Origin of the sequence: Pseudomonas ficuserectae (genome assembly GCF_024584585.1) — a bacterium.
GTDB classification, from domain to species: domain Bacteria; phylum Pseudomonadota; class Gammaproteobacteria; order Pseudomonadales; family Pseudomonadaceae; genus Aquipseudomonas; species Aquipseudomonas amygdali.
This window is the reverse complement of record NZ_CP085684.1, coordinates 3,234,431-3,261,218: the sequence shown is the minus strand read 5'-3', so window position 1 is coordinate 3,261,218 and position 26,788 is coordinate 3,234,431. Positions and strand designations below refer to the sequence as shown.

Here is a 26,788-nt window from a genome sequence, read left to right as displayed (position 1 = left end):
TTATTGATAGTCGACGTTCAGAGTTCTGCCGACAGTATTAACCGTCGGCATCACCCCGTGTGGGCGCCTCAGAGGAAAAAATGTCTGATCGCTCAGGTTCTGTTTCTGCATCGACAATTGGCGCTTCAACCACTGGGAAAAGACGATTCGGTGCCTCGCCGGTATGGCTGATTCCGGTGATTTCTGCCCTGGTATGCGTATCGCTGCTGATCAGCAGCTCACTGTCGAAAGGGCCGAGAATTTTTATCAGTTTTCAAAGCGCCGAAGGGCTTGAAGCGCATAAGACCAGGGTCAAGGTCAAAAATGTCGTGATCGGCGAGGTGTCAGCTGTTGCCCTCAGCAAAGACCGTACGGGTGTTGTGGCGACAGTGGATCTGAATGCCGACGCCCGTGCCTTCACTGCCGAGGATTCCATGTTCTGGGTGGTGCGCCCGCGTATCGGGGCCAAGGGCGTGTACGGCGTGGATACCCTGCTTTCCGGGCCGTATATCGCGGCAGACAGCGGGACGTCCGAGCACCCGAAAAAACACTTTATTGGTCAGGAAAGCCCACCACCCCTTACGTTTGGCGCAAAAGGCACACGTTTTACCCTGCACGCCGAGGACATGGGCTCACTCGATGTCGGTTCTCCTGTCTATTATCGGCGCATTCAAGTCGGTCAAGTGGTTGCCTGTCATTTGTCCGAGGATGGCAAAGGTGTGGATGCGGAAATTTTCATCAATGCCCCCAACGACAGATTTGTGACCACCGATACACGGTTCTGGAACGCCAGCGGTATTGGCCTGACGGTTGATGCTGATGGGCTGAAGATAAAGACTGAATCGGTTTCGACGTTACTGGCCGGAGGTGTGGCCTTCGTTGAGCCAGGATACGGTTCGAGCGCGCCAAGGGCTGCAGAGCATGCACGTTTCAAGCTGTTCGAGGATCAGCAAAAGGCGCTGTCACCTCCCGATGGCGAGCCGGGTTATATCCGCATGATGTTCAGGCAGTCTTTGCGTGGTCTTGAAGTCAATTCGCCCGTCGAGTTCATGGGCATAAATCTGGGGCGAGTGGTCTCCGTCGATCTTGACTACGATGCAGCCAGCAAGTCTTTTTCCAGCATTGTGGGGGCGGTGATCTACCCGGACCGCCTGGGGCGGGCCAACGAAAAGATCCTAGAGACATTAGGTACACCCGACGATTCGCGTACGGCGCAGTTAATCGCCGACTTCGTCAAACAGGGCCTGCGCGCACAGCCTCGCAGTGCGAGTCTGCTGACCGGCCAGCTTTATATTTCTCTGGGGTTCTTTGCCAACGCTGCGCCGGTTCAATTCGATGTCAACGCACGGCCGCTGATAATCCCCACCGTACCGGGAGAGCTGGAGAAAATGCAGGAGCAGGTACAGCTGATCGTTGAAAAGGTCAGCAAATTGCCGGTGCAGGAGATCGCCGGCAATCTGAATGGCAGCCTTGACGAAGCGTACAAGACGTTCAAGCTGTTCAACGCAGACGTAGTGCCCGAACTTCACACTGTTCTGGGGCAGTCCCGAAGCACGATGGAGATGGCCGGGGCGGCCCTTGCAGAAGACTCGCCGGTACGCCAGCAGGTCAACCGGACGATGGACGAAGTTCAACGTACGGCCCGCTCGGTGCGGGTCCTGACCGATTATATAAGCCGCAAACCCGAAGCCTTGATCCGTGGTCGCACCCGGCAGGATGTGCCGAGTGTCTACACGCCGGCCAATTCTGCGCCAAGGCCTGACTGACGCAGCCCGGACGTACTCAGTATCTTGGTTTTACAGCCCTCCATTGCGGCTGGTACTTCTGCATCTGCTTCACATCATCGCGCTGACGAATGCCACAGCTGTGGTACTGATCGTTGAGCTTGCCGAGCTGGTCGTAATCCAGCTCAAGGCCAAGGCCCGGCGCGCGGGTGATGCTGACGCAGCCGTCGACAATCGGCAGCTTGCCGCCCTTGATGACTTCCTCGTCCGGTTCCTGCCACGGGTAGTGCGTGTCGCAGGCGTAGTCCAGATTGGGCACGGACGCAGCGACGTGGGCCATGGCCATGAGGCTGATCCCCAAATGCGAGTTGGAGTGCATCGACACACCGAGGCCGAAGGTGTCGCACATCTTCGCCAGCGCCTGGGTGTCGCGCAGGCCGCCCCAGTAATGGTGGTCGGCGAGTACGATCTGCACGCTGTCGAGGGCCACGCTGCGTCGGAATTCATTGAAATCGGTCACGACCATGTTGGTCGCCAGTGGCAGGCCAGTGCGCTTGTGCAATTCCGACATGCCATCCAGACCAGGGGTCGGGTCTTCGTAGTACTGCAGGTCATCGCCCAGCAGCTCGGCCATGCGAATCGAGGTTTCCAGCGACCAGTTGCCGTTGGGGTCGATGCGCAGCGGGTAGCCGGGGAAGGCTTTTTTCAATGCCTTGATGCAGGACACCTCATGTTCCGGCTCCAGCGCACCGGCCTTGAGCTTGATGCTTTTGAACCCGTAGGCTTCGATCATGCGCCGTGCCTGGGCGACGATCTGTTCTTCGCTGAGCGCTTCACCCCAGCTGTCGGGTGCGTAAGGCGCATCGGCATGCTGCGCGTATTTGAAGAACAGGTAGGCGCTGAAGGGTATCTGGTCACGAATGGCACCGCCGAGCAGGTCCACCAACGGCAGGTTCATGGAACGTGCCTGCAGGTCCAGAAACGCCACCTCGAATGCTGAATAAGCGTTGCTTACCGCCTTGCTGGCGTGCGAACCCGGTGCCAGTTCAGCACCGGCCAGGCTGGCAGGTTTGTGTGCCGCAACCGTCGCCTGAACGATGCTGCGCAGTTGATTGAGGTTGAACGGGTCGAGCCCGATCAACTGGTTCTGCACTTGTTGCTGAATGGCCAGCGCCGGGGCGTCGCCATAGCTTTCGCCGAGGCCGATGTAACCGTTGTCGCTTTCCACTTCGATGATCGAGCGCAGTGCGAAAGGTTCATGGATGCCACTGGCGTTGAGCAGCGGCGGATCGCGAAAGGCGATAGGGGTTACGGTCACGCGTATGATTTTCAAAGGGCGGTCTCCCGGTGATCAGGGTTTGAGGCTGGAAGGGGTGCCAGGCACGACGGCGCGGTGGGGTTTGGCTGGCTCATCTCTGGACGGGTGGCGCAGGTCACCACGCGGAGTGGGTGCGGGCAAAGAAAATCACGACGGCAGCGAGCAACGAGGTGGTAGCCAGCCCATAAAGACCACCCTGAATCGAACCGGTGGTCTGCTCCAGAAAACCGAACGTAGTGGGCGCGACGAAGCCGCCGAGGTTGCCGATGGAGTTGATCAGCGCAATGACCGCTGCGGCAATGCGCGCGTCCAGATAGCCCTGAGGGATCGGCCAGAACAGTGCCGATGCGGCCTTGAAACCGATTGCTGCGAAACAGATGGCGACAAAAGCAAACACCGGACCACCAATGGTGGACATGAACATGCCGACGGCGGCGATCACCAGCGTGACAGCGACCCAGGCCTGTGGGTGCTTGAAGCGTGCCGCCAGTGCGGCAAAGCCGTACATGGCCACAATCGAGATGATCCACGGCACCGAGTTGAACAGGCCGACCTCAAAGTCGCTGAAACTGCCCATCTTGCGAATCATGCTTGGCAGCCAGAAGGTAGCCCCGTAAATGGTCAGCGCCACGGAAAAGTAGATGAAGCAGAACAGCAGGATCTGCCGGTCCGCCAGCAGGCGCAATACCGAGGGTCTGACGGTCTGAGTTGCTTCGCGCAGACGTTGCTCTTTGGCTATGGCGGTGCTGAGTGCGGTTTTTTCTTCATCGCTGAGCCAGGTGGCTTCATGCGGGTGTGATTGCAGCCAGAACCAGACGAATCCGCACAGCACTATGGAAGCGAAGCCTTCGATCAGGAACATCCACTGCCAGCCGTGCAGACTCAGGCCCTCGATGCCCAGTAGCGCGCCGGATACCGGGCCGGAAATTACCGAAGCGATTGCCGAGCCACTGAGAAACAGCGCCATGGCCTTGCCGCGATCGCTGGAAGGCAACCATTGGGTGAAGTAATAGATGATGCCGGGAAAGAAGCCAGCTTCGGCGGCACCCAGAATGAAACGCAGCACGTAGAAACTGGTTTCACCCTGAACGAACGCCATGGCCATCGCGGCCGCGCCCCAGGTGAACATGATGCGGGTCAGCCAGGCGCGGGCACCGTAGCGCTGCAACAGCATGTTGGAAGGTACTTCGAACAGTGCATAGCCGACAAAGAACAATCCGGCGCCCAGCCCGTAGGCCGCCGCACCGATGCCCAGATCGGTTTCCAGATGACTGCGTACAAAACCGATATTGACCCGGTCGATGTAATTGACGATGAACATCACCACAAACAGCGGCAACACGTGGCGTTTCACCTTGGAGGCCGCACGGGCAAGCACCGTGGGGTCCGTAGTACCAGGGACGGTATTCAAGGGCGACTCCCATTCATTGTTTTTTTGGGGATGAGTCGATCATGAGGGGGTATATTATTCCCGTCCAATCCAGTTAATGACTTGATTGATACCGGGAGTGGATCAATGTTCGAGCTTTCTCAACTGCGCTGTTTCACCACGGTGGCCACGGAACTCAATTTCCGGCGCGCTGCCGAACGGCTGAATATGACCCAGCCTCCGCTGAGCCGGCAAATCCAGATACTGGAGCACAATCTGGGTGTCGAGCTGTTCACGCGCAGCACCCGCAGTGTGGCCCTGACCGCAGCGGGCAGGGCGTTCTTCATTGAAGCGCAGACGTTGCTGGAGCGCGCGCAGCAGGCTGCCATCTCCGCGCGGCGCTTTGCCGAAGGCGATATCGGCTCGGTGACCATCAGCTTTGTCGGCAGCGCGGTGTACGAGTTTCTGCCCAGAGTGATCGCCGAGGCGCGGCTCAAGCAGCCGCAGGTGAAGATTTCCCTGACTGAAATGAACACCTATCAGCAGCACGAAGCGCTCAGGGCGCGACGCATTGACCTGGGGATCGTGCGAGCGCCGCTGTTTCAGCCCGGCTACGAGGGCGAATGCCTGGTGCGAGATCCATTCGTGCTGGCGGTGCCGGGCAATCATCGGCTGGCTCACGCTGATTCAGTTACGGTGGCGGACCTGGAAGGCGCGCCGTTTCTGATGTATTCGCATTCGGCCTATCCACCGTTCAACGAACTGCTGACCGGTATGTTTCGTTCCGCACGAGTTGCGCCGGAGTATGTCCAATGGCTTGGGTCGTCACTGACTATTCTGGCACTGGTCAACGCCGGCATGGGCCTGGCACTGGTGCCGCGCTGTGCGACCAATGTGGTGTTCAAGGACGTCGTATTTCGTGACATTGACCTGGGCGAGGGTGTGCAGAGCGAGTTGCATCTGGTCTGGCGTGCCGACAATGACAATCCAGCGTGCCGGATGCTGCTCAAGGCTATTCGTGCGGCTGTCCGGGCGGATGAAAATTAAAGCGAAAAACCTTGCAGTGCGTTGGCATCAACTATCATTTATTCAGTCGATAGTCATCATCAAGCAAGGCAAGTTCTGTTTTTCCGGCAAAGGAGGAGGATGGCGCCATAGCCACCTGCTCCAAAGGGAGACGACGCGATGAGAATGTTTAACCTGTTGACGTTTGCTGCCGTGCTAAGCACCAGCATGATGCTCACTGCGCCAGCCAATGCTGCCGTCTCGTCAGTCTCTACGGTCTCAGAGCAGTCTTGCCACTTCATGCCGGTGGCCGACAGCGCCTCCAGTCTGCAACACACTCAGTCAGTGGGGGTGTTGTACAGCGAAAACACCGTCAGTAACCTCCAGTACCTGAACAACTATCACTCGGTAGCGCTCAGGAGCGGACAGAACGGCGCGCTCGATTCGCGTATCCGCAATGCATTCATCAGCAGTTCGGACCCGAAACTGGCAACCGACTGGCTGGTAGGCTCATTGCAGAAAGAATTCGCCTCGGTGACCGTTTACGACAACCTCGACGCGGTGATGAAAGCGCGCCCCGACGTGGTGGTGATGCTTGATACCTACAACCGTCTGGTAAGCAAGCGCAACAGTCAGGTCGAAGCGCGGTTCATGGCCCGGTTTTATGACACCAATCTGCAATACATCGGCAAGGCAGAAGGTGAGGTGGTCAAGGAGATGACCTCGGTCTGGGTGCAGGGCAAAGCTGCTCCAGAAATTGCCGCACAGATTGACCAGCAGCGTGAGCTGCAGGTCAATGCGCTGAAACAATTCGATGCATCGCTCAAAGCGCTGGTTATGCAAGCCGATAGGGCTCAGGTGGCGGCGAACTGAGTCTAGGTCTCGCCTGGTTCATGTCCGGTTGTTGATGACCTGAGCAAAATTCGCGCTGAACGCGAACTGCGACACACCCAGCACGGAGGTGATGGTTCGCGAACCGCTGCCTTGTAGTTGTATCTGTCCGCAGTGATTGTCCTGCGGTGTAATGCTCGTGTTGACGGACAGAAACTGCTTATCAATTTTCGTCGCTTCAATACCGCCTGCCATCAGCATCGTTGCCAGCGGATCGAATATCGGTACCGGATAACCTTCGGCGTGCGTGCCTGATTTGGTTTCAAGCACTTGCTTGACCAGCAAGGCGACAGGGTCGCTCGCCGTAATCTTTTGCGAGTAGCTCGCGTCGAGAATGACCTGGTTGCAGACGTCCAGCGGGACGAGGGTCAATGGCAGGCTCGACTGAAAAACGGCATCGGCCGCGACAGGGTCGACGAACACATTCCATTCTGCGTAGTGGTTACTGCTGTAGGCCTCACCCTGATTCCATTCCTTTTGAGCGTCGTTCAATGCAGCGACGTTACCGTCAACATAGACAGCCCCAGCCATGGCGACGATCTGCTCGATCATCTGGAAGTCTGCGGGTTGGTTACTCAGTGAGAGCATCTTCGCAATGTTGGTAAAGCCACCCAGCGAAAGAACAGTGATTTTATCCTGGCTGTTATTCACGGCCTGATACATGAACTCCCACGCGGGAAGGTTTGATAACGCCGGCAAGGCAGTCGGATTGAGCGTTCCCAGAAGGCCCATGATGTCATTCATATCGTTTTTGAATGGTTGTGGAAACCGGTTGTCGTACTCAAGTGGCTTATCGGTGCCTTTTGCCACAACAGTACTGAGACGGTTGCCAATGCCCAGTAAATGCTGCGCGATGATGACGCCCCAGCCGAGATCCGTTTCGCCACATCCAGTGACCGTGATACCGACGATGTCGATGTCCGGCCTTTTCATCAGGTAGGCGATGGACAGTACGTCGTCCCAGCCCATGTCCGTATCGATAATGACTTTCCTGTTCATGGTAATGCTCCCTGCCCATAGGGGACGATTGAAAAGAGGGGGGTTGCAAGCGTTTTAGATATACCCGAGCAGCTGCTCGAAAAGGGTATCGCCTGTTTATTTCCATTAAACCGACGCATGGATCGGTTTTACCGTAAAGAATTAATCACACCTGCCGAGAGCATGACAAGTGGGCCGATCATTAATTGGCTCACATGATGAGCAGCAAGCCACGTGTGCTTTGACTGTAGTGACAGAGAAGCCTTGCGATGCTGAAAAAACTAGTGAGTGCCTTGCGCACCGTGATGTCTGTACCCGCTGATAATCCCAGGCTGTTGCAGGCCCAATACGTTGCGTTGTCCCGACAGCTGCCATTGATGTATTTCGTGCTGCTGGTCAACACCTGGGCGTTGGCATTCACCCATTGGGCAACTGCTCCGATGTGGCTGACCCTGCTGGTTCCGGCGCTGCTCACTATTGTTTGCGCTATTCGTGCGCGCAAGTGGCTGCTCACGGTAAACCGGCCGCCACCCGCGCCAACCACCATTCTGGCGACGTTGCGCGAGACCAACGGACTGGCAGGCGTGATCGCTGCCGGTTTCGCCGCCTGGTCGCTGTCGCTTTATCCCTATGGCGATGCCTATGCCCAGGCGCACGTGGCGTTTTTCATGGGCATCACCGTGATTGTCTGCATCTTCTGCATGATGCACTTGCGGCCTGCGGCGTTGACCACTGCAGTTGTGGTCAACACTGCGTTTGTTATTTTTTTCGCGTCGACGCACAACATTACTTTCATCGCCACAGCAGTGAACATCGTGCTGGTATCGATTGGCATGCTGATCATTCTTCAGTATCAATACCGCGATTTCACCAGCCTGGTGAATGTTCAGATAAGAACCGAGCAACTGAGCAATGAGAACCTTCTGCTGGCCAATCAGGACAGTTTGACGGGGCTGCCCAACCGCCGACAGTTCTTTCAGACACTGGACACGGCCATGCAGGAGGCGCTGGCGCAGCGCACCGGGTTGGCGGTCGGCGTGCTGGATCTGGACGGGTTCAAGCCAGTCAATGACCTTTATGGGCATCGTACCGGCGACCGTCTGCTGATGCTGGTAGCCGAACGTTTGACCAGTGCCTCCAGCGATACAGTGCATGTGTCGCGACTGGGCGGTGACGAGTTCGCTCTGGTTATCAAGGGTGATATCAGCAACGATGCATTGCTGGCGTTTGGTAAACACCTGTGTGAACTGATGCATGAAAGCTTCGAGCTGTCGGACATGCCCATCCAGATTGGCGCAACTTTGGGCTTCGCTACGTTTCCGGCCACTGCAGACAATGCCACCCAACTGTTCGAGTTTGCCGACTACGCGCTTTATCAGGGCAAAGACCATAACCCCGGAACTACCTGCCTGTTCTCCGCCAGCCACCGCGAGCAGTTGCACGCCGATGGCGTAACCGAGCAGGCATTGCGGCGCGCCAATCTGGAGACCGAGTTCTACGTGCTGTTTCAGCCGATCATTGAAAGCTGCACACGCGAAACGGTGGCTTTCGAGGCTCTGGCCCGCTGGAAAAGTCCGGAACTGGGCTCGGTATCGCCTGCGCATTTCATTCCGATTGCCGAGCGAATCGGCATGATCAACAAGCTCACCGCACCCTTGTTGACTCATGCATTGAAGAGGGCCTTGTCATGGCCGGCGCCCATCAGACTGTCGTTCAACCTGTCGGCGCACGACTGCGCGACCTGGGAAAGTGTCAGTACCATTGTCGAGATCATCGAAAACAGCGGTTTCGATGCCTCACGGCTCGATCTGGAAATCACCGAAACGGCGGTCATGCAGGACATTGCCCAGGTACAGCAGGCTATTGCACAGTTCCGGCAACTGGGTTGCGGTATCTCGCTGGATGATTTTGGCACCGGGTACTCCAGCCTCAGTCAGTTGCATGCGCTGGCGCTGACCAAACTGAAGATTGACCGCAGTTTTGTAACCGGTGTGCATGACAATCCGGCGAGCTACAAGATCGTGAAATCGCTGGTTGCCTTGAGTCTGGACATGTCTCTTGGCTGCGTGATTGAAGGCGTCGAGACGCAGGATGAGCTGAATGCACTGACCAGCCTTGGGTGCACGATGGTGCAGGGTTATTTCTACAGTCCACCGATCAGTTTTGAACAAACCCTGGTGTGGATCGAAACGCCGGATGAGGAGCGCACCTTCGGTTATGCAGCCTCGTGCCGGATCTGATCGACTGCGCTTGAACCATTCCCCTGTGTACGTGGAGTAAGATGCGTTTTTCGATCTCCACGGAATCCTGTCAATGAGCAAACCCGGGCAGACCATTCTTGTTGCGTTGCGCAAGATGATTGCGTCAGGCGAGCTGGCGGCCGGCGAGCGCTTGATGGAAGTGCCGACCGCCGAGCTGTTCGGCGTGTCGCGCATGCCGGTGCGTATGGCGTTTCGTACCCTGGAGCAGGAAGGCCTGCTGGTGCCCTTTGGCGGGCGCGGTTTTCAGGTGCGCTCGATCACGCCGATGGAAATCGCCGGTGCGGTCGACGTGCGTGGTGTTCTGGAAGGTCTGGCGGCGCGGCAGATGGCCGAACGTGGCTTGACGCAGGAGGCTCGGGACGAGCTTGAAGCCTGCCTGGTGCAGGGCGATGCGCTGTTCGAAAAGGGTTATGTCACTGAGGATGATCTTGAGGTCTATCACGACATGAATATGCGCCTGCATCGAGTGATCGTGGCAGGCAGCGGTAATCGCGCCATTGCCGATGCGCTGGCACGCAACGACCATCTGCCTTTTGCCTCGGTGACGGCGCTGGCAGTGGATCGCGATAACCTGATTCGCGAATACCGGCGCTTCAATTTCGCCCACATGCAGCATCATGCGGTGGTGGATGCGTTGGTGAGCGGGCAGGGCGCTCGTGCCGAGGCGATCATGCGTGAGCATGCCAATGCTACCCTGCGCTACGCGGAGATTTTCGGTGCCGGTTTGAACGAGCGCATGAAGGTCATCCAGCGCTCGAACTGATCAGATGTCGAGCACCAGCAGTGGGGTTTTCGAGCGTGAGCAGCATGGCGTGAACTGATCGTTGAGCGCCTGCTCGTCTTCAGTCAGAAACAGATCCCGATGATCCGGAATGCCCTTGAGGACGCGCGTCAGGCATGTGCCACACACACCTTGTTCGCACGACAGCGGAATATCTATGCCGTGGCTTTCGAGCACCTGGGCGACCGTCTTGTTGGCAGGAACGGCAAGCACCTGGCCGGTGCTGGCAACCTCGATAGAAAAGCTGCCGTCATTGCTGGTGTCCGCCGGCTCTGCAGAAAAGTACTCCCGGCGCAGATTGTCTTCAGACCAGCCGGCAGCACGGGCGCTGTCGAGGATGTGTTGCATGAAACCACCCGGTCCGCACACATACAGATGGGTATCGGGTTGCGGCTGGGCGAGTACATTGGCAGCATCCAGCGCGGTAGTGGGCTGTTCATCAAGGTGCAGCGTGACCCGGTCGGCAAATGATGAACGCTTCAGGCGCTCGATAAACGCGCCGCGCTCGACGGAACGAACACAGTAGTGCAATTCGAAATCGGCACCCTCCAGCACAAGCTGTTCAGCCATGCACAGAATGGGGGTGATGCCGATGCCGCCGCCAAACAGAAGCGTGCGACGGCTGTTCCCGGCCAGCGGAAACAGGTTGCGCGGCTCGCTGATGCGTAGTTGCGCGCCTGATTGAATCTGCTCATGCAGGCTGCGCGACCCGCCGCGTGAAGCCGGATCGTTGAGGACACCAATCAGGTAACGATGACGCTCGTTCGGTGCGTTGCACAGCGAATACTGGCGGATCAGCCCGTCAGGCAAGTGCACGTCAATGTGTGCGCCTGCCGTGAAAGGCGGCAGCAACTCGCCATCGGCTCGCACTAGCTCGAAACTGCAGATATCCAGCGCTTCATCGTTACGTGATAACACGGTCACGTCGATCATGGTATGTCCTCGGGTGACCGCAGCACGGGTCACTTCTGATTGTTTTCAACGCATTCGGGCTGGCAGCAGGCGGTCATTTAGTGGCCATTACTGGAATCTGTTCAGCTGTGCTGGCTCGTTCGGCAGCGATCAAGCGTTCCAGAATCTTGCGCGACTGCACACCGCCGGCGTCGATGTTGAGCTTGAGCAGGTTGCGCTGCGGGTGCTGAAGCAGGTTCTGTTGCTGGCGTTCAAGCATCTCCAGGTCTTCGCTGAAGATCTTGCGCTGCCCCTCGCGGATGGTGGTCGTCAGTTGCTCGTCAGCCGGGTTGAAGTTGCGCGCCATGCCCCAGAAGTACCAGATCGAGGTGTCGGTCTCTGGCGTGATAAAGTCGACAACGATGCTCGAGGCCTTGAACTCGTGAGGCGCGTGATAGCCGCCTTTGCCCGCGTGTGCTACGCCTACCTCGATGAGTACATGGCTGGGCGGGGTGAAGCGGCAGATCTGCCAGCGATCGACTGGCACGTCATCGGCCAGGTTGTTGCCACGCAGCGCCATCTGCCAGAACGGCGGCGGCATGATGTTTTCCATGTGGCGCGCGGTAATGACTTCCTCGCCTTCGACTGTCGTGACAGGCGCTGCTTCGTCGATTTCCTTCTGGCCGATGCTCGACGCATGCACGTAGGTTTCGTGGGTGAGGTCCATCAGATTGTCGATCATCAGGCGGTAGTCGCACTGAATATGAAACAGACCGCCACCGTAGGCCCATTCGTCGCTGACCGCCCACTCCAGATGGTGGATGAGCGCCGGATCGGCCTTCTCCCGGTCGCCAGGCCAGACCCATATGAAGCCGTAGCGCTCGACCGCTGCGAAGGTTTTGTTGCAGGGGAAGCCTCGAACACGCTGGCCGGGCATCGCGGCGGTCTTGCCATCGCCGCCCATCACCAGCCCGTGATAACCGCATACCAGTTGGCCGTTCTCGACATAACCCAGCGACAGCGGAGCACCGCGGTGCGGGCAGAAATCTTCCAAGGCGACAACTTGCTGGTTCTGGTCGCGATAGAAGACCATCTTTTCGTTGCAGATCTGCCGGCCCAGAGGCTTGTCGGCGACTTCATCCGCTGTACAGGCGACGTACCACGCATTTTTCGGGTGCATGACGGTTCTCCACGGTTCGATTATTGGTCTTATGGATCCACAGAATGAATCATGTTCTTTTCCTCGTGATTATTAATGCCACAGGATCGAGATTAATCCAATGATTAATTTTATTAACTATTGTTTAATGGATCCACAGGCTGGCGATCAGGCGGATCTGGAGGCCAGCAATGCTGCTCGCAGACGGGGCGCGAGTGCTTCCAGAAGGGTCTGCACGGAGCGCAACGCGCGGCAGTCGGGACGGGTCAGTAGCCACAGATCGGTGCTGCACCCTTGCAGTGGTTCACTCAGCCGTTCCACTGAGCCAAGGCCCTGAATCGTGAAATCGGTCAAGGCCGCCACGCCCAGGCCGGCAGCGACCAGTTGAGAGACCGCCGACATGTTGCTGCAGCGATAGCGCGGGCTCACCGCCGGGAATGCCTGTTTACGCCAGATCACCGAGGTGTGGTCGGGCATCGAGTCGTCCGGGCTGATCCAGGGAATGGAGGCGGGGCTGTGCGTCAGTGCGTCGCGGTATTCTGGGCGGCCACAAATGAAGTAGTCCGCGCTGCCCACGCATCGTCCGATCAGGTGTTCGGGCGGGGTATTGGTCAGGCGCAACGCAATGTCGGCGTCACGACGGCTGAGGTTGGCGAACGCATTCGAGGTGGCCAGTTCCAGCGTGAGGGCAGGGTACTGCGGCATGAAGTCCGCGAGCGTTGGCAGCAGCAGGCTGTGCAATACCGCGTCGGTGCACGTCAGGCGTACCGTACCGCTGACGACCTGTTCGCCTTGCTGCAAGGCAATACGGGCAGCGGCGAGTGCCTGTTCGGCGTGTTCCGCCTGCTCGGCCATGGCCTGGGCGGCATCCGTCGGAATGTAGCCGCGGCGGTTCTTTTCAAACAGCGCAGCACCAATGGCTGACTCCAGGCGTCGGATCGAGCGGAACACTGTAGAAATATCAACGTGCAGCAGATCTGCAGCACGCGCCAGAGTTCGGCCGCGTACCAGCGCCAGTACCAGAGAGAGATCGGCATGGGTGATTTCATATTGCATCGCTGCATTGTTCCTTTGCCTGAATGCCTATGTTTGTTGCGCAGATGAGTATCCTAGACTGGTTTTATACCGCCTGGATAGCGTCATATTGACGTGCTGGCTCACCAGATTCACAAGGATTCAACGTATGTCACGACCTCCCTTGATCGGCGTTACTGCCTGCCGTCAGCAGTTGGGCAAGTATTCCTCCCATACCGCAGGCGATAAATATGTCGAAGCGGCGGCGTTTGCGGGTGTCCCGGTCATTCTGCCCGCGCTCGACGTGCCCACCGAGCCTGCGCAGTTGCTGGCCTCACTGGACGGTTTGCTGTTTACCGGCTCGCCGTCCAATGTCGAGCCGCATCATTACAACGGCCCGGCAAGCGTGGAAGGCACTGCCCACGACGTGTTTCGGGATCGCACAACATTACCGCTGCTCAGGGCCGCCATCGCCCAGGGTGTGCCGGTGTTATGCATCTGCCGTGGTTTTCAGGAACTGAATGTTGCACTGGGCGGCAGCCTGCATCAGAGGGTGCAGGAATTGCCTGGCTATCTGGATCACCGTGAGCCGCAAAGCGATGTGCTGGCTGTGCAATATGCGACGCAACACCCGGTGCAGGTGCGATCTGGCGGGGTGCTGGAGGCGCTCGGGCTGGCGCCGGGGTTCGAGGTCAATAGCCTGCACAGTCAGGGTATCGATCGTCTGGCATCGGATCTGCGCGCGGAAGCACTGGCACCCGACGGTCTGGTGGAAGCGGTTTCCCTGCCCGGTGCGCCAGGCTTTTTGCTGGGTGTGCAGTGGCACCCGGAGTGGGAGTTCATGAACAACCCTGTGTCGCTGAACGTGTTCACGGCATTCCGTGAAGCCTGCCTGGCGTATGCCCGGAACCGGCAGGGCAGGTAGTGCGATGAGCTGCTGAGTGTTGCTGGCAAACGTGATTTAATATCCGGCTTTGCGGCCTTGGGCGATGGACAATCCATTCCAACTGGGCTTTGCTTCACTCATCGGATATCTTTCACACAAGGCCATTATGGATACGGGAGCACGACTCAAACTGGTGCGTGAAAGCTACAAGCTGTCACAGCGCGAACTCGCCAGACGCAGTGGTGTGACCAATGCCACGATTTCCCTGATTGAGCAAAATCGTGTCAGCCCCTCTATAAGCTCGTTGAAGAAGCTGCTTGAGGGCATCCCCATGACGCTTGCGGATTTCTTCACCTTCGACCAGCCACCGGGGCAGGATCAGTATGTATTCCGCGCCGGTGACCAGCCTGACCTGGGGCGTAACGGTGTTCGCCTGCTGCTGGTCGGCGCAACCCTGCCGAGCCGCCAGATGCGTTTTCTGCGCGAGCAGTACGCGCCGGGCGCAGATTCGGGTGAAGAGCCCATCGTCCACAGCGAAGGCGAGGAGTGCGGGCTGGTGACGCGCGGCACCGTGGAGCTGACCATCGATGGGCAGGTCAATATTCTCGGTCCCGGGGACGGTTATTACTTCCCGACCACCTTGCCACACCGCTTCCGCAACATTGGCCAGGACGAGGCCGAGATCATCAGTTCCAACACACCGGCCAATTTTTAGCGCACAGCAGCCTGCTGCGAGGGTAATTCCCCGCCACTTTACACCTTTGGCCGCACCTCAACTGACCAGTGCTGTCGGCATATAACCCTGTGGGTTCATGCACTGCCAGCGCCAGGCGTCAGTGAGCATCGAATCAAGGTTGAACCTGGCGCGCCAATCCAGCTCACGCAATGCTTTCCCCGGATCCGACCAACACACCGCAATGTCTCCGGCCCGGCGCGGCTCAAAGATCAAAGGCACGGTTTTGCCGGAGATACGTTCGAAAGCGTGCACCACCTCGAGGACTGAATAACCCTGTCCGGTTCCCAGATTCCAGACGGATACGCCTGGTTCGCTGCGTATTCTGTCCAGCGCCTTCAAGTGGCCTTCGGCCAGATCCACTACGTGAAGGTAATCACGCACACCTGTGCCGTCCGGCGTGGGGTAGTCGGTGCCAAAAATGTGCAGGGCAGGGCGTCGTCGATTGGCAACCTGCAGCAGGAAGGGCAGTAGGTTATTCGGCGTGTTGCAGGGCGACTCGCCCAGTAATCCGGAAGAATGGGCACCAATGGGGTTGAAGTAGCGCAGCAGCCCGATGGACCAGCGTGGATCCGAGCGAGCGACGCTTTTCATCACATGCTCGGCCATCAGTTTTGAATGCCCGTAAGGATTGGTCGGTAAACCCAGTGGGCAGTTCTCATCCAGCGGCATTTGTTCACAGTCGCCGTATACAGTCGCTGATGAGCTGAACAAAAGGTTGAACACGCCTGCCTGCGCCATCGCCTGACAGAGGTTTACGCTGCCACTCACGTTGGTCTCGAAATAGCGCAACGGCTCTCTGACGCTTTCGCCCACGGCCTTGAGCCCGGCGCAATGCACCACAGCGTTCACAGGGTGGCGGGCGAATAGCCGGTTCAACGTCGCTTTGCTGCGTACATCGCCGTGGATGAAGTCCACCTGTCGCCCGCTGAGTGTCTCCACCCGGCTCAACGTCTCTTGCGAACTGTTGCACAAGTTATCAAGCACCACGACATCGTGGCCATCTTCAAGCAATTCAAGCGCAACGTGAGCGCCAATGTATCCCGCACCACCGGTAACCAGAATCATGATTATCCTTCCTGGATGTTCGCCGCCTCGGTAAGAGGCGCGCTGAGGGCTCGGCGTCGTGACCTTTATCAACAGGACGACAGAGGAGCCTTGCTTGCGAAAATCAGGACCAGACCACCGCGTGGGGAAAACGTACCGCAGGTGCCAAAAAACATTCGCTCAAGACTAGGGGCGTATTTGTACCGCCGAGTTCAACGGTTCATTCCCGACGGCGCATACCCTTTATCGGAATCAGTGAACAGCGGTCCGAGCGCGTGCTCGAAACCAATGAGAATATCTATAGTTGCTCTATGCACGTGATTGTCCATGCATGCAACAGCCGCCAACGCACATCCTCATCATGAATGCCGTCGAAGTTCAGCCCTTTACAGAGCCCTTCAGTTTCATCCAGGACTTTAGCAAAAGGGAAACTTCATGAACGGTGTCCAGGACATTCAATCCGCAACGTCAGTCTTAACCAGGGTCGAGGCAGCAGTCAGACCGCTGCTGCTGTGCCTGTCCCACCTCAGGTGGGGGTTTGTGTATCAGCGCCCGCAGCACATCATGTCGCGCATGGCGCAGGATTATCAGGTGTTGTTTCTTGAGGAGCCTGCTCTTTCAGACTCGCCTCGCATCTGGCTTGAGTCACTGCCGCAAGCATGCGGTGTCACCGTACTGGTGCCGCACCTGCCTTTGCAGATGCAGCCTGACCAGGTCATAGCTGCACAGCGCACGTTGCTGGATGGCTTTATGGATGCGCAACAATTTGGCGACCTGCTGCTGTGGTATTTCACCCCGATGAGCCTGGTATTTACCGATCACCTCCGTGCGCAAGTGACGATCTTCGATTGCATGGACGAGCTGTCTGCGTTCAAAGGTGCGCCGCCAGAGCTTGTCGAGCAGGAGCGAGCGTTGATGAAGCGCGCAGATGTTGTCTTTACCGGCGGCTTCAGTCTCTGGGAGGCCAAGCGCCTACAGCATACAAATGCACACTCCATGCCCAGCAGCGTCGATATCGGGCATTTTGCAGCCGCTCGCAACGTGCTTGCCGTTCCGGAGGATCAACAATGCATTCCCCACCCAAGGCTGGGCTATTTTGGCGTCATTGATGAGCGTTTCGATATTGAACTGATTCGAGAGGTGGCGGAATCACAGCCCACATGGCAAATCATTTTGATCGGCCCCGTCGTTAAAATCGATCCGGCAACCCTGCCGCATATGGACAACGTTCATTATCTGGGCAGCAAGCCTTATCGCGATTTACCTGCCTATCTGTCTGGCTGGGATGTCGCATTGATGCCGTTTGCCCTGAACGATTCCACACGTTTTATCAGCCCGACCAAGACGCCGGAGTACCTGGCTGGCGGTTGTCCAGTGGTATCAACCCGGATTGCCGACGTTGTCAGAACTTACGGTGAGTCCGGAGTCGTCGCAATTGCCGATGATGCCGACGCGTTTGTGCGCGCGATTCGCGAGGCACTGGCGCATAGGGATCCTGCTGATTTTCTGCGTAAAGTTGATGCAGTGCTGGCCGGTGAGTCCTGGGACAACACGTGCGCTGCCATGAAGGCGCAAATCGGCCTGGTAACTACCGGGGAGCAAACCCAATGCCTCGGATAAATCCTCAATCAGCCGCATTTGCAGAGACGCATTATGATTTTCTGATCGTCGGTGCAGGTTTTGCGGGAAGTGTAGTGGCGGAGCGGCTGGCAGCCGGGTTGGGTAAACGCGTTTTGCTGATCGACCGACGTCCACACATTGCGGGTAACGCTTACGATCACCTGGACAGCGCCGGGGTATTGGTTCATCAATACGGGCCGCATATCTTTCACACCAATGCCGAGCGCATTGTGGAATACCTTTCGCGATTTACCGAATGGCGCGACTACGAACACCGTGTGCTTGCCAGCGTGGATGGCCAATTGCTGCCTATTCCGATCAACCTCGATACGCTCAACAGCTTGTACGGTTTGCAGATGAATGAGCAACAAGCCGAAGCCTTTCTTGCCAGCCGGGCCGAGCCGGTAGAGATGATAAGAACCTCCGAAGACGTTGTGATCAATCAGGTGGGCCGGGAGTTGTACGAGAAGTTTTTTCGTGGCTACACCCGCAAGCAATGGGGGCTGGACCCGTCGCAACTGGACAGGTCGGTCACCTCTCGAGTGCCTACCCGTACCACTTCGGACAATCGCTACTTCACGGATACCTTCCAGAAAATGCCGCTGCATGGCTATACGCACCTGTTTGAACGGATGCTCGATCACCCGCTTATCGACGTGGCACTGGGGGTCAATTTTGCCGATATACGCGGGGCCGTGCAGTATCGGCACCTGATCTACTGCGGGCCGATCGATGAATACTTCGATTATTGCTATGGCCGTCTTCCATATCGGTCGTTGCGTTTCGAGCACAGGACCGTTGATCGGGCACAGTTTCAATCCGTGGCCGTGTTCAACTATCCGGATGAGGCAGTTGCTCATACGCGTATTACGGAATACAAGCAACTCACCGGTCAACTGCATGCCCAGACCAGTATCAGCTATGAATTCCCGAGTGCCGAGGGCGACCCTTACTACCCTATTCCGCGACCGGAAAACGCGGAGTTGTACAAGCGTTACAAAGCCTTGGCCGATGAGTCGAATCAGGTGACTTTTCTTGGGCGGCTCGGTACTTACAAGTATTACAACATGGACCAGATTGTCGGTCAGGCATTGGCGCTGTACCAGCGGCTGGCTCATGAGTTGCCGGAGCAGATTGCCGAACCGATTGAACAACCTGCGCGAGGTTGAGTATGGGCGGTCTGTTTGACAGCTTCTTCATAGGCGGATTCGAGTGTGCCAGCCATCGACGACGCGACGGCGTGCGACTCGATCTGCTTGGCTCCACTGGGCACGACCGTTGGGCACCGGAAGATTTTGCCGCAATGGCGGAGCACGGAATAGGTACCGTGCGTGACGGTATGCGCTGGCACCTGATTGAAACCAGCCCGAACTGTTACGACTGGAGCAGTTTTCTGCCCATGTTACGAGCCGCGCGGCGTCAGGGCACTCAGGTTATCTGGGACTTATGCCATTACGGTTATCCTGATGATCTGGATATCTGGCGGCCGGAGTTTGTCGAGCGCTTTGCGCGTTTTGCCGCTGCGGTGGCTCAGGTAGTCAAAGACGAAGGGGAGACCGCCCCTTTTTATTCGCCAATCAATGAAATTTCGTTCTGGAGCTGGGCGGGAGGTGAAGTTGCTTATTTCAACCCCGGTAGTCGGCAGCGCGGCATGGAACTCAAACAGCAACTGGTCCGGGCCAGCATTGCGGCGATAGAGGCGATACGTGCAATAGAGCCAGGCGCGCGTTTTATTCAGGCCGAACCATTGATTCATGTCGTACCGGCTACGCGCGGTAGTGCGCAAATAGCGGCAGCAGAGTGCTATAGGCAAGCGCAGTTTGAAGCCTGGGATCTTTTATCCGGGCGGCAATTGCCTGGGCTGGGCGGCCGATCCGAGTATCTGGATGTGTTGGGCGTCAACTTCTACCCCCATAACCAATGGCAATTCAAGGGGCGAAAGCTCACTCAGGACGACCCGCAATACAGGCCTTTTCAGGGCATGTTGAGCGAGCTGCATACACGGTACGCAAGACCGATATTGATTTCTGAAACCGGTGCCGAAGATGTTCAGCGTTTGCCCTGGTTCAATTACATTTGTGCCGAGGTCAGCAAGGCTGTCAGGGCAGGCTTACCGGTAGAAGGTATCTGCTGGTACCCCATTCTCGATTATCCGGGCTGGGACGACGCCCGATACTGCCCGACAGGCCTGTTGGGTTATGCAGACGGGCAGGGCAAACGGGCCTCCTTTCACCCTTTGCAGGTGGCGTTACGCGAGAGTGCGAGTGAATTTGCGGCTCTCATTCGACAAAAGGACGAAAAATCGGCTCTCGGCGTGAACGCTTTTTGAGTGTTTAGCCCCTCATATGAATATAATTCGTTTTTTGTCCAAAATCTGAGAACCCTTTCAAGGCTCCGCCAGTCCTAGCTTTGAGAACGTGAATTACACCCAACCAATATGTGTGGAGTTTCTGGAGTGTCGGAAGAAAAAGCCCGTGTCGACAATGCTGCAACGGGAGATATCCAGCATCAGGGAAAAGATATCTTTTTTGCGGCGGTGGAAACGACACGGATGCCAATGATCGTGACGGACCCCAACCGTGCGGACAACCCGATCATTTTTTCCAATCGCGCGTTTCTGGAAATGACGGGCTATTCGTCAGAAGAAATCATCGGTACCAACTGCCGGTTTCTTCAGGGGCCGGAAACGGATCGGGCCGTGGTGCAGTCCATTCGTGAAGCGATTGACGAGCGCGTCGATATCTCCACTGAAATTCTCAATTATCGCAAGGACGGTTCTACGTTCTGGAATGCCTTGTTTATTTCTCCGGTTTATAACGATGCCGGAGACCTGATCTATTTCTTTGCGTCGCAACTGGATATCAGTCGACGTCGGGATGCTGAGGATGCCTTGCGTCAGGCGCAGAAAATGGAAGCCCTGGGGCAGCTTACCGGAGGCATCGCCCATGACTTCAATAACCTGCTTCAAGTCATGGGGGGCTATATTGATTTGATCGGTAGCGCTGCAGAGAAGCCCACTATTGATGTGCAGCGTGTCCAGCGTAGCGTTCATCACGCCAAGTCTGCTGTCGAACGCGCGAGTACGCTGACCAAGCAATTACTGGCATTTGCCCGTAAACAAAAACTGCAGGGACGGGTGCTCAACCTCAATGGCCTGGTTTCCAGCACCGAGCCCTTGATCGAGCGTACGTTCGGGCCGCACGTGACGATCGAAACCGATCTGGATCCGGCATTGAAGAACTGCCGTATCGACCCGACCCAGGCAGAAGTTGCCTTGCTGAATATCTTCATCAACGCCAGGGATGCGTTGATCGGCAGGCCTGACCCGAAAATATCCATTGAAACCCGCAATCTGGTCGTCGATGAGTTGGCCAACATGTCCTATGACGGCTTGCTGCCTGGCCGCTACGTCAGTATTGCCATAACGGACAATGGCATTGGCATGCCATCGAGTATTCGTGACCGCGTAATGGACCCGTTTTTTACCACCAAGGAAGAGGGCAAGGGTTCAGGGCTCGGTCTTTCGATGGTCTATGGCTTTGCCAAACAGTCGGGCGGCGCGGCGCGGATCTATACCGAAGAAGGTGTTGGCACAACGCTGCGTCTGTATTTTCCGGTAGACGAGGCAATGCTGACCCATGCGGAGCCACCGAAAGCTGTCGACAGACGCATTGGCAGCTGCGAGCGGATTCTGATTGTCGAGGACCGGCCCGACGTCGCCGAGCTGGCGAAGATGGTGCTGGATGACTATGGCTATATCTGCGAAATCGTACTCAACGCTCGTGAAGCACTGAAGAAATTCGAATCCGGCAGCAGGTACGATTTGCTGTTCACTGACCTGATCATGCCGGGCGGCATGAACGGCGTGATGCTCGCGCGGGAAGTGAGGCGCAGGTACCCGAAGATCAAGGTGCTGCTGACCACCGGCTATGCTGAAAGCTCGATCGAACGAACTGATATCGGTGGTTCCGAGTTTGATGTGGTATCCAAACCCTGCATGCCTCAAGACCTTGCCCGGAAGGTCAGGCAGGTGCTGGACGGACCTAACGGTATCGCTTGATTGTTCCGCTAACGAAGACCTGAAGGCCTGACTGTTCTCGGTCAGGCCGATGAGTGTGTGGTTATACCCACTGTTGACTGTGCTTTATGAAGTGCCGGTGATTGTTAATGCCTGTCGAGCATTAACAGACATCAGACAACTTCACTTGTAAAATAAAGCAGATAATCAGGCCGGGAAGTTGTAAAGCGTGTGGAGAATTGTCGTCTCCTTCCGTTCCATTGATAGAGATCACTGTTCGTCGCCTTTTTATGTGATTCTGCAGGCCTGAAAAAAAGTCTATAAAAGTTTTAAACTTCTTGAGTGTCGCCCGGGTCATTAAAGTGTACGCCACACATTTCAGCAGTTCACTGCCAATGACTCAAAGGACTCTTATTATGATTCGCGACGACCGTATCGCTCCAGGCTCCCCTGTGTATCAAGACACGCATGCCATGGCTCCTCTGCTTAAACGAATTTCCTGGAGCGCTATTCTGGCCGGTGTTGTATTGGCCATGGTTGTTTCTCTGTTGTTGAACCTGTTGGGCACTGCCATTGGAAGTGCCAGTATTGACCCAATGCAGGAAGCCAACCCGTTGTCCGGAATTGGCACAGGTGCGGGTATCTGGGTTGTTGTCAGCTCGGTCATCTCGCTGTTTGTCGGTGGTTGGGCGGCTGGCCGTCTGGCTCAGCGTGAAGGCGCTTTTCATGGTCTTCTGGTATGGGCGAGCGTATCGCTGATTACTGTCTATCTGGTGTCCAGTGCGGTAACAGGTGTCGTGCGTGGTGGCCTCAATCTGGCAGGCAGCGGTATGTCGGCACTGGGCAGCGGTATTGCTCAGGTAGCGCCGGCCGTCGGCGGCAAGATTCAGGATCAGTTGCGCGCTCAGGGTATTGATTTCAATCTGGACGATATCCAGGGTGAAATTGAAACAGCCATGCGCCAGACCGGTAAAGCCGAGCTGAACCCTGACAACGTCAAGCAGGAAGCTCAGGCAACCCAGGAAGATGCCCAGAACACTGCCAAACAAAGTGCACAAAATCCTCAGCAAGCCGATGAGCAATTGGGTGGCCTGATGGACCGCATCAAAGCCAAAGGTGACCAGGCGTGGGATGCTGCTGACCGTCAGGCGCTGGTTAATCTGATCAAGGCGCGTGGCAACAAGACTGATGCCGAAGCCAATCAGATCGTCGATCAGGCTCAGGCCAGCTATCGCCAGGCTTATGCCAAGTATCAGGAGCTGAAAGCTCAGGCAGAACAGAAAGCCCGTGAAGCGGCTGAAGTGACCGCCAAACGTGTTTCGCAAGGTGCCTGGATTCTGCTGATCACTCTCGTGATCTCGGGTCTGGTAGCAGCAGGTGCCGGTGTACTGGGTCGTCGTACTCAGCCGCCAGCCAAAGTTGTTGCTGCTGTCTGATCTAATGCAGCAAGACTGAACTGAAGTACCAGACGGGGAGCGTTAATCGCTCCCCGTTTTTATTTCAGCCGTTCGATATCAGGTTGGTGAAGATCCTCCTCGGCTACACGTTGGTAAAGTCCATCCCTCAATCTTTTACCTCATCATCGTGAGGCTCTACAGCTGCGTAACAGGGCAACTTTCAAAGAGCAAATACTCTAACAGCGTTCTGCCGGATATATATTCAATCTCAACGCAGGATGCGGACAATGAGTCCGTCAGATTCAGCTGAGTGGTTTATCCGTTCTGGTTTCAAGCGGTTGCGCCAACTGCCGCCAGCCATAAAAAGCGAGCGCGGTAAGCAGTGCACTGAGCCAGACAATCACGCCAGCCCACAATGTGTGGGACATGAAATGCCAGCCTTGAACCACTCGCGTGGTGCCGTAGATTGCGCCCAATAAGGTCGATGCGTAAAGGATTGCCTTGGCGTGACGCCAGCAGTAACGGCGTGCAACGAAATACAATGCCACCATGGTAAAACCACCCGAAGCATGACCTCCTGGCCAGCAACGACCCGCGCCCGCTTCATGGAACAGCCTGAAGTTTTCGAACCTCTCCTTTTTCTCCATTGTGCCGCCATACAGAGTGGTTTCCACAGGGCAGTAAATGCTCGTGTGACTTTTGAAAAAGTGGATCATGCCGGTGATCACCGCGAAAGAGACCACGACAAACAGCAGGTCACGACGGTGACGAGCAGTGAAGCGTAACAATGGCGCTACCCGAGCAGTTTCCAGCAGGCCAATCATTCGGTCATTGCGCCCGGGTTTCAGCAGTGGCCATATAAAGGACAGCAACAGCCCGATCACTGCGGCTTCTCCCGTCCAGTCGGGAATGATCCTGAGCCAGCGGTGGGTCAGATTTTCAAATAGGCGGTCATGCTCAAACGGAAATACCTGAAGCGGGTAGTACAGCCAGTTGCTGATCGCTTCGTCGAGCGAAGTAAGATCAAAAACGACAAAGGTCAACAGCGCTATTGCCATCGGCACGCCGAAGTTCCACGCATAGAATCTTGATTTTTCGCTTTGCACTCTTTTTTATTCCGTAGTCATTTGCGTGGTTTGAGAGTTCATATCGATGTGCGCAAGTCTTCTGCGAGGCAGAATATACGTAGCCGCCTGTTCAATTCCTAGCGGGAGTTTCATGAAAACCGTTTCATTCAGCTTTGGCATTTTTTTCACATGTTATTGACCCGACGATGACGCGTCCTTGATCAAGCTGGCGGCCTTATAAGGACAGAGCCAGCGTGTTCGGCTGTCCATTGAACAGGCAGGCATGCGGGGCAACTTGATGAAAAGTTATGGTAAATCCGCGTTCAGGGCATCTTCGCTTCTGAGCGGCAGGATAAACGCTGTTCTGATGGCGGCCGCCATTGTGATTTCCTTGCTCGTGTTGACGGGGTACACCTATTGGCCGCGTTCGCCAGTTCGGCTTGTTCAGGGCGAGAATCTGGCCATGTCCGGTTTGTATGCCAGCTGGAAGAAAGGTGATGTGATGGTACTGGTTCGCCACGGCGAACGCTGCGACCGCTCCAGCAACGAGTGCCTTGGTGCAAACGACGGCATCACTCGCTACGGCAGTTCCGTATCGACAGATGTCGGCCGGTCGTTCAGCGAACTCGGGCTCGCACACACCGATGTAATAACCAGCCCCTTGACCCGCACCGCCCAGACCGCACAAGCCATGTTTGGCCATCCGGTGGAGGCCCAGGAATGGTTGTACAACTGTGACGAGACAATGCTGAATGAGGTCGTGGCGCACAAGTCTCTGAATCGAAATCTGATTCTGGTGACGCAAAGCGGTTGTATCGGTCAGCTGGAAAGTCTGCATGGGTATCCTCATGCTGCCACCAGCGAGTACGACAGCGCGCTTTTCATTTCGCTCGACAGTCGGGGTAAAGCGGTTATCCGGGGGGTTATAAACCCGGAGGACTGGACGCAACTTTCCCGGCTTCATCTGCTGCGGCATTGAACCGAGGTGTATTTTCGCGTTGTCAAATTTCTGTTTATTTATACACAAGGGTGAGTCTTGGGTTGTGCAGGCGTGAAAAGTGTTTAAGAGCTGTTCAACAATTATTCAACAACTCACTGTTTATAATTTAATGCCCTGTGCCTGTCGGTGTCCTCTTTCTCATCAAACCGGTATCTTCCTTGATGACGTCTCGTGTGCGTTCGCCATTGCTGTTGCTGCTGTGTGTCTTGCTGTTTTTTCTCGCACTGGGAAATCACCAGTTGCAAAATTCGACGGAGCCGCGCGTTGCTGGCATCACCATGGAAATGCACTTGAGTGGCAACTGGATTACGCCGAAATTGAACAACCAGCCTTTCCTGGAAAAACCGCCGATGAGTGTGTGGCTGGATGCGGCGGCTATTCGGGTGTTCGGTCCTGCCCCATGGGCGGTGAGACTGGCTTCTGCCTGCGCCGGCCTGCTCAGCGTGTTGCTGCTTTACACCATGCTGCGGCGTTTCGGCCGGCCGGTATTCGTGGCCTGGGTAGCTGCTTTCATGCTGGCGACCCAGGCCAGCTTTTGGAGCAATTCGCGGCAAGTGGGCGAGGACGCCTTGCTGGCGCTGGGGGTAACCACGGCCTTGCTGGCATTCTTCCATGCCAGTAATCGCCTGCGTGGTGACGGACTCTCTACAGGGCCCTGGTTGCTGTTCACGCTGGGTATCACACTGGCGACCCTGAGCAAGGGCGTGCTGGGGCTGGCAATGCCGGGCGTGGTGATTTTCGCCTGGCTTGTTTGCGAGTCGTTGCAGAACAAACGCATTGCTATTGCTCACTGGTTGCGCCCGGCAATGTTCACCCTTGTTGCTCTGATTCCGCTGCTCGTGTGGCTGTGTTTCCTGTACGGACAGGGTGGCACGCAGTCATTGAAGGACGTGCTGTGGACCAACAGCGTTGGACGCTTCAGTGGTTCCTTCGAAGAGGCGGGGCACTACGAACCTGCCTATTACTACCTGACAAAACTGCTTGAAGCATTTTTGCCATGGAATATCCTGGTTTATCTGGGGTTGTGGCATTTTCGAAAGCAATTAATGGCCAATCGTTATCTGCTGTTCTTCGCCCTGTGGTTGGGCGCGCAGTTCCTGTTGTTGTCGCTGGCCTCCAGTAAACGCATGGTTTATCTGATGTCGCTGGCACCTGCGGCGGCAGTGATTGCTGCGGAATATGCTTTTGTTCTGGGTGAGCGATTGCAGGCTCGTTCGGGACGCTCATTTTTTGCGGCGTCGATCGTGAGGAATGGAAAGGCGCTCATGGCTGCAGGCGTTGTGCTGGTTGTAGCGAGCTATCTAAGTGCAGCCCTATGGCTCGCGCCACAAGCCGACAGGCAGTTGTCATTTCTGCCGCTGACCGACAAAGTCCATACCTTGCAGGTTCAGGGACGGCAGGTTGCCTTGTTCCAGCCCAGCGAACGGCTGGCGGGGGCCAGCGTGTTCTATAGTCAGAGCCTTATGAAAACACTCAATAGTAACGCTGAATTGACTGGTTTTCTTACCAGCGCTGACGGCAATGTCGCTGTGATGGAAAGCATGCAGCCACCCGAACCGCCTCTGCAGATTGTTGACAGCGTAAAGGTCGGGGATCGTGTCTACTATTTCGTCAGTCAGGCACCAGGGGCAGGGGCTGTCAGTAACTGAC

General features: G+C 56.5%; 21 protein-coding genes and 1 pseudogene. 14 read left to right on the top strand and 8 right to left on the bottom strand.

The window, feature by feature from the left end:
* The first annotated feature begins 80 nt into the window (after positions 1-80).
* Complete coding sequence (locus tag LJU29_RS14365; protein ID WP_257110829.1) at positions 81-1,745, top strand: PqiB family protein; 1,665 nt, start codon at positions 81-83, stop codon at positions 1,743-1,745.
* A 16-nt stretch (positions 1,746-1,761) separates the two neighbouring features.
* On the opposite strand, the gene LJU29_RS14360 is transcribed toward LJU29_RS14365, so the two are convergent.
* Together LJU29_RS14360 and LJU29_RS14355 are read right to left on the bottom strand one after the other, a co-directional pair.
* On the bottom strand, positions 1,762-3,036 hold the full coding sequence (locus LJU29_RS14360; RefSeq protein ID WP_005757660.1) for a glucarate dehydratase family protein: 1,275 nt from the start codon (positions 3,034-3,036) through the stop codon (positions 1,762-1,764).
* A gap of 18 nt (positions 3,037-3,054) precedes the next feature.
* Positions 3,055-4,399, bottom strand: a pseudogene (locus LJU29_RS14355) (MFS transporter).
* A 138-nt stretch (positions 4,400-4,537) separates the two neighbouring features.
* On the opposite strand from LJU29_RS14355, the gene LJU29_RS14350 reads away from it, so the two are divergent.
* A complete protein-coding gene (locus tag LJU29_RS14350; protein ID WP_257110828.1) occupies positions 4,538-5,437 on the top strand; it encodes a LysR family transcriptional regulator in 900 nt (299 codons plus the stop codon).
* A gap of 138 nt (positions 5,438-5,575) precedes the next feature.
* Positions 5,576-6,268 carry a hypothetical protein gene (locus tag LJU29_RS14345; RefSeq protein WP_057423071.1) on the top strand — a complete coding sequence of 231 codons (693 nt, stop codon included), beginning with the start codon at positions 5,576-5,578 and terminating at the stop codon, positions 6,266-6,268.
* 18 nt (positions 6,269-6,286) lie between these two features.
* Here the strand turns inward: LJU29_RS14345 and LJU29_RS14340 are convergent, their stop codons facing one another.
* Positions 6,287-7,285, bottom strand: a complete 999-nt coding sequence (locus LJU29_RS14340) for a nucleoside hydrolase (protein WP_257110826.1) — start codon at positions 7,283-7,285, stop codon at positions 6,287-6,289.
* A gap of 248 nt (positions 7,286-7,533) precedes the next feature.
* On the opposite strand from LJU29_RS14340, the gene LJU29_RS14335 reads away from it, so the two are divergent.
* Positions 7,534-9,504 (top strand): putative bifunctional diguanylate cyclase/phosphodiesterase, encoded by a 1,971-nt coding sequence (locus LJU29_RS14335; RefSeq protein ID WP_057453752.1) that lies wholly within the window; start codon positions 7,534-7,536, stop codon positions 9,502-9,504.
* Positions 9,505-9,577: 73 nt separating this feature from the next.
* Positions 9,578-10,288, top strand: a complete 711-nt coding sequence (locus LJU29_RS14330; protein ID WP_005731854.1) for a GntR family transcriptional regulator — start codon at positions 9,578-9,580, stop codon at positions 10,286-10,288.
* On the opposite strand, the gene LJU29_RS14325 is transcribed toward LJU29_RS14330, so the two are convergent.
* The 3 genes from LJU29_RS14325 to LJU29_RS14315 all read right to left on the bottom strand — a co-directional run bounded on the left by LJU29_RS14325 (position 10,289) and on the right by LJU29_RS14315 (position 13,412).
* Complete coding sequence (locus tag LJU29_RS14325; protein WP_054994971.1) at positions 10,289-11,239, bottom strand: PDR/VanB family oxidoreductase; 951 nt, start codon at positions 11,237-11,239, stop codon at positions 10,289-10,291.
* Between the two features lie 73 nt (positions 11,240-11,312).
* The gene (locus tag LJU29_RS14320) at positions 11,313-12,377 is read right to left on the bottom strand and encodes an aromatic ring-hydroxylating dioxygenase subunit alpha (protein ID WP_005757671.1); all 1,065 of its coding nucleotides are present in this window, start codon (positions 12,375-12,377) and stop codon (positions 11,313-11,315) included.
* 147 nt (positions 12,378-12,524) lie between these two features.
* The gene (locus tag LJU29_RS14315) at positions 12,525-13,412 is read right to left on the bottom strand and encodes a LysR family transcriptional regulator (protein WP_257110821.1); all 888 of its coding nucleotides are present in this window, start codon (positions 13,410-13,412) and stop codon (positions 12,525-12,527) included.
* Positions 13,413-13,539: 127 nt separating this feature from the next.
* On the opposite strand from LJU29_RS14315, the gene LJU29_RS14310 reads away from it, so the two are divergent.
* Both LJU29_RS14310 and LJU29_RS14305 read left to right on the top strand, forming a co-directional pair.
* On the top strand, positions 13,540-14,295 hold the full coding sequence (locus LJU29_RS14310; protein WP_122320812.1) for a gamma-glutamyl-gamma-aminobutyrate hydrolase family protein: 756 nt from the start codon (positions 13,540-13,542) through the stop codon (positions 14,293-14,295).
* Between the two features lie 127 nt (positions 14,296-14,422).
* Positions 14,423-14,971, top strand: coding sequence for a cupin domain-containing protein (locus tag LJU29_RS14305; RefSeq protein ID WP_002553494.1), 549 nt, complete (start codon positions 14,423-14,425; stop codon positions 14,969-14,971).
* Positions 14,972-15,028: 57 nt separating this feature from the next.
* Here LJU29_RS14305 and galE read toward each other — a convergent pair whose 3' ends face one another.
* Positions 15,029-16,057: a UDP-glucose 4-epimerase GalE gene (gene galE, locus LJU29_RS14300; protein ID WP_054995846.1), complete on the bottom strand. Its 1,029-nt coding sequence runs from the start codon at positions 16,055-16,057 to the stop codon at positions 15,029-15,031.
* 414 nt (positions 16,058-16,471) lie between these two features.
* Here galE and LJU29_RS14295 point away from each other — a divergent pair, with 414 nt between their 5' ends.
* The 5 genes from LJU29_RS14295 to LJU29_RS14275 all read left to right on the top strand — a co-directional run bounded on the left by LJU29_RS14295 (position 16,472) and on the right by LJU29_RS14275 (position 23,110).
* The gene (locus LJU29_RS14295; RefSeq protein WP_122320814.1) at positions 16,472-17,656 is read left to right on the top strand and encodes a glycosyltransferase family 1 protein; all 1,185 of its coding nucleotides are present in this window, start codon (positions 16,472-16,474) and stop codon (positions 17,654-17,656) included.
* A complete protein-coding gene (glf, locus tag LJU29_RS14290) occupies positions 17,644-18,825 on the top strand; it encodes a UDP-galactopyranose mutase (protein WP_257110818.1) in 1,182 nt (393 codons plus the stop codon). Before LJU29_RS14295 ends, glf begins: the two co-directional genes overlap by 13 nt.
* Before the next feature lie 2 nt (positions 18,826-18,827).
* A complete protein-coding gene (locus LJU29_RS14285; RefSeq protein WP_257110816.1) occupies positions 18,828-19,985 on the top strand; it encodes a beta-glucosidase in 1,158 nt (385 codons plus the stop codon).
* 126 nt (positions 19,986-20,111) lie between these two features.
* On the top strand, positions 20,112-21,716 hold the full coding sequence (locus LJU29_RS14280; RefSeq protein ID WP_005777149.1) for a hybrid sensor histidine kinase/response regulator: 1,605 nt from the start codon (positions 20,112-20,114) through the stop codon (positions 21,714-21,716).
* Positions 21,717-22,090: 374 nt separating this feature from the next.
* Positions 22,091-23,110 carry a hypothetical protein gene (locus LJU29_RS14275; protein WP_002553498.1) on the top strand — a complete coding sequence of 340 codons (1,020 nt, stop codon included), beginning with the start codon at positions 22,091-22,093 and terminating at the stop codon, positions 23,108-23,110.
* A 263-nt stretch (positions 23,111-23,373) separates the two neighbouring features.
* On the opposite strand, the gene LJU29_RS14270 is transcribed toward LJU29_RS14275, so the two are convergent.
* On the bottom strand, positions 23,374-24,177 hold the full coding sequence (locus LJU29_RS14270) for a phosphatase PAP2 family protein (RefSeq protein WP_257110814.1): 804 nt from the start codon (positions 24,175-24,177) through the stop codon (positions 23,374-23,376).
* A gap of 259 nt (positions 24,178-24,436) precedes the next feature.
* On the opposite strand from LJU29_RS14270, the gene pmrG reads away from it, so the two are divergent.
* Together pmrG and LJU29_RS14260 are read left to right on the top strand one after the other, a co-directional pair.
* A complete protein-coding gene (gene pmrG, locus LJU29_RS14265; RefSeq protein WP_257110813.1) occupies positions 24,437-25,117 on the top strand; it encodes a lipopolysaccharide core heptose(II)-phosphate phosphatase PmrG in 681 nt (226 codons plus the stop codon).
* 182 nt (positions 25,118-25,299) lie between these two features.
* Positions 25,300-26,787, top strand: coding sequence for an ArnT family glycosyltransferase (locus LJU29_RS14260; RefSeq protein WP_257110811.1), 1,488 nt, complete (start codon positions 25,300-25,302; stop codon positions 26,785-26,787).
* Position 26,788 lies beyond the last annotated feature (1 nt).